We start from the raw sequence: 3,758 nt of genomic DNA on the forward strand, positions 1-3,758 counted from the left end.
GAATTTGGCTTTTCGTAGTACGCTAACACCATATGATACTGATTCAACGATGTTGCTTTGACCATGGTTATCCGGAGTTTATCTTCAGGAATACCCAGTTGGAGTAATGTAAAATATTTTGCGATCGAAAAATCTTCGCAATCCCCTCCATTAGCCCCAATAAACTCCATCGGTGATGCCCAATAATTGGATTCACCCCATAGCGTTTGATCATCAATGAATCGAAATAAGTTAAAAAATTGATTAACTTTTTCAAGTTTATCTAATTCAGTAAGTTGCAGTGAATCATTGACGACTTTAAACCAAGCATTTGCTCGTAATCCAGCTCTATCGCCATAACGTTTTGATAACGCTGAAACGGTTTTTTGCTGATTTATTTCTTGAGTCGGTGCAGCATATAAACATGAAACTAAAAGGGCCGATGTCATAATAAAAAAATGACAGACCCTTTTATGCAACGATGTAGTTACTTTGCTGCCTATGCGACTCAAAGAATCAATGCCTTGTATGTCCGTTTGTCAATTTACTCATCTACAGTGTAAATATGCCATCTCATTTCTGGAATGGTATCATCGGCTGTGATTTGAGCAATAACGCGACGATTACGCTCCTCAGCTTCTGGCGTGCCGCTGCTATCGATGGGTTGGTCAAAACTATAACCAATTGCGTTTAGACGGCTTGGATCGATAGCGAATGTGTTTTCTAACACATCAATAACCGCCTTGGCGCGATTTTGAGATAACGCTAAATTAAGCTCATAGCTACCACGTTTGCTTGTATGACCTTCAATTGTCACTTTGGTGGTTGGATAAGCAGTCATTAATTTAGCGACTTGTTCAATTTGGTCATAATATTGAGAGTCGATAACCACTGAATTATTACTAAATAGAATTTTTAAGTCTTGGCGTTGATTAATGTCCTTGATGTTACCACAACCATAGTTGTCGACAGCGGCACCAAGAATGGTTCCTGCACAACGTTCGCGGGCCATAATTACACCATCACGATCTTTATCTGCAAGATCAAAATTTTGTTCCGTAGAACCATTAGACTCGACAATATCATTGACAGAACAACCTACTGTTGAAACCAATGCGAGTAAAATCACTAAATATTTCATTATTTAACTCCTCCCTGATATTCATGCTCACCACGCCATTCTCCTGGACGTGTTACTCGAAGTGAGTCAAGTAGATCACCCGTCGCATTCAATACTCGATAACGAGCAGCTATTTCGTCATACTCGGTTTGCAAGTAATCCTTACGTGCTTCAAAGAGTTCATTTTCGGTATCGAGTAAATCGAGCAGAGTACGTTGGCCCAAGTTAAATTGTTGAACATAAGCCACTTGAGTCTGTTTTGATGCCACAACATGTTCACGGATGAACTGTTTTTGTGGGGCTAACATTTCATAAGCATTCCAAGCTAACGAAACACCCTCAACAACTTGGCGATAAGCGCGTTGTTGGATCTCTTTTGCTTCGTTGACTTTATAGGCTGTTTCTCTGTCTTTAGAGACGTCTTTACCACCTGAGAAAAGGTTATATTTAACCCGAACCATAGCAACTAAATCATTGTTATAGCCGTTAACATTTTGGCTGCTAATTGCGCTGTAGCCATCTTCGCCGTCAGTATCATTATTCCAGTTACCATTAAGTTCTAGGCTTAATTGTGGGAAATAGCTGGCTTTGGCTGAGCTACGTTCTTTTTTTGCTGCGTTAATATCGCTTTCTGCTGATTTTAATACTGGGTGTTTCGATTTTGCTGCCATGAGCCCTTTATCTAAGCTTTTTGGTAGCATATCGGCATCAGGCACTGGCAGAATTAGGTCATCGGGTTTTGCTTCAACAATTCTGATATAGGCTGCACGAGCATCTTCTAAATTGTTTTTAGCCGAAATTACATTGGCGTTTGCACGAGCAAGACGACCAGTGATTTGCGATAAATCTGCTATCGATCCTAAACCAGAATCAGTGCGTTGTTTTATTTGATCGTAAATGTCTTTATGACTCGCGAGATTTTTCTCGGAGAGTAATAATACTTGTTCGCTACGGATGTAGTCCAAATAGACCTTTGCAACATCTAATGCCATATCTTCAGCGGCAGCAAATAATGCCCACTGATCAGCACTAGCTTCAAACGAATAACGATCGACTTCGCTGCTAGTATAAAAACCATCAAACAGCATTTGCTTGATACTAAAGCCGGCTTCGCCACGCTCTAAATCAATCATACCGTCATTATCAACATCACCTTGGCCTACTTTTCGACGAGTAGAAGGGCTATCGGTTTGCTCCCAGCCATAGCCCGCAGAAATATCTACAGTTGGCATGTAGCCAGCAACAGCTTGATTAACTTGCTCTTCGCGCGCTTTAAAGCGATTAAAAGCAATACGTAAATCTGGGTTTGTGTCTAGCGTATGCGCAACAGCTTGCTCAAGAGTCTGGCTTGAGGCTGTTGGTGCTATCAACATTGATAAAGCCAGTGCAACGGCACTTAGTTTTATTTGTTGATTTATAATAGTTGTCATTAAAAAACCCTCCCGGTTCTTCTTAGCGCTCTCTAAGAGCGGTATCTTTCGCTCTTAAAATTGGATTTAAAATGTACTCAAGTATGGATTTCTTTCCCGTGATGACATCTACTGAAGTGAGCATCCCTGGGATTATTGGCATCTGTGTGCCATCGTCTTTCATTAAACTAGATTCTTGTGTTCGCACTTTTACAATATAGAAACTGTTGCCTTCTTCATCCTGTGATGTATCTGCGCTAATGTGTTCAACCGTTCCTTTTAGGCCACCATAACGGGTAAAGTCATACGCGGTGACTTTTACGATAGCGGGTAATCCTGGATGTAAAAAAGCAATATCTTTAGGTGTGATTTTGGTTTCTATCAGCAGTTTATCTTCTGATGGAACTATTTCCATAATCTCTTCGCCTGGCTGCACAACACCACCTAACGTATTAAAGTTAATTTTTTTAATGGTGCCTATAACAGGAGAGGCAATGACAGCTTTACTGACCTTATCAAATGCGCCTTTTTGTGCCTGATTCATACGTGATAATTTGGTTTGCATTTCATTGAGCTGTGCACGTAAATCAGTGGCATAAACAAATACTGCTTCTCGGCGCTTTAAGATAGCTTCATCCATAGACGCTTTCACTTTTGGACGTAAGAGTCTAACCGATTGCAATTCGCCTTGAATATCATTCACTGTGCGCTCTAGTTTGAGTAGCTCAACTTCAGGCACAATTCCTTTTCGGGCAAGTGGTCGAGTCAATTCAAGCTCGCGAGATACTAATTGATAACTCGTCGTAAGGGTACTAATTCGAGAGGCCAATTCTTCTATTTCTTGTTGGCGCTGTTGGATCTGACGAACAAGAATTTCTAATTGGTTGCTTAAATTATCCAGCCGAATTGAATACTCTTCTTGTTGACGCTTAACCAGTTCTGGCTCTTCGTCAATTATGGTCTGCGGAAATACCAAGTTTTGTTTTGTTATCTTCACTTGCTGGCGCCAGTCTGAAGACATATCTGAAATAATAATGCTGTCTAATTCGGTGCGCATGCGAATAATATTAGTTTGTAACCCAAACACTTCTTGTTCTTGCTGATCGAAATCTGAGCGGAATCGAGTGTCATCAATACGGGCTAAAGGTTGTCCTTTAATGACAAGCCCGCCTTCTTGGACATAGATTTCCTGCAAAATTCCGCCATCTAGGCTCTGGATAATTTGAATCTGTGACGACGGAATGACTTTA

4 protein-coding genes are annotated in these 3,758 nt (G+C 40.7%); all 4 read right to left on the minus strand.

Going from position 1 to position 3,758, the window contains the following annotated elements; all coding sequences use genetic code 11:
• Positions 1-428, minus strand: a 428-nt coding sequence (locus H5202_RS19030) for a transglutaminase-like cysteine peptidase (protein WP_182773447.1), incomplete at its 3' end; no start/stop codon positions are given.
• Between the two features lie 95 nt (positions 429-523).
• On the minus strand, positions 524-1,120 hold the full coding sequence (locus tag H5202_RS19035) for an OmpA family protein (RefSeq protein ID WP_182773448.1): 597 nt from the start codon (positions 1,118-1,120) through the stop codon (positions 524-526).
• Positions 1,120-2,529 carry a TolC family outer membrane protein gene (locus H5202_RS19040; RefSeq protein WP_182773449.1) on the minus strand — a complete coding sequence of 470 codons (1,410 nt, stop codon included), beginning with the start codon at positions 2,527-2,529 and terminating at the stop codon, positions 1,120-1,122. Before H5202_RS19040 ends, H5202_RS19035 begins: the two co-directional genes overlap by 1 nt.
• Before the next feature lie 22 nt (positions 2,530-2,551).
• A partial coding sequence (locus tag H5202_RS19045; protein ID WP_182773450.1) for an HlyD family type I secretion periplasmic adaptor subunit occupies positions 2,552-3,758 on the minus strand: 1,207 nt, incomplete at its 5' end.

The organism is Shewanella sp. SG41-4 (assembly GCF_014164505.1).
Lineage (GTDB): Bacteria > Pseudomonadota > Gammaproteobacteria > Enterobacterales > Shewanellaceae > Shewanella.

Excerpts from the sequence above, each read along its gene's own strand:
- H5202_RS19035 (WP_182773448.1), bottom strand. The coding sequence starts at position 1,120 with ATGAAATATTTAGTGATTTTACTCGCATTGGTTTCAACAGTAGGTTGT.
- H5202_RS19040 (WP_182773449.1), bottom strand. The coding sequence starts at position 2,529 with ATGACAACTATTATAAATCAACAAATAAAACTAAGTGCCGTTGCACTG.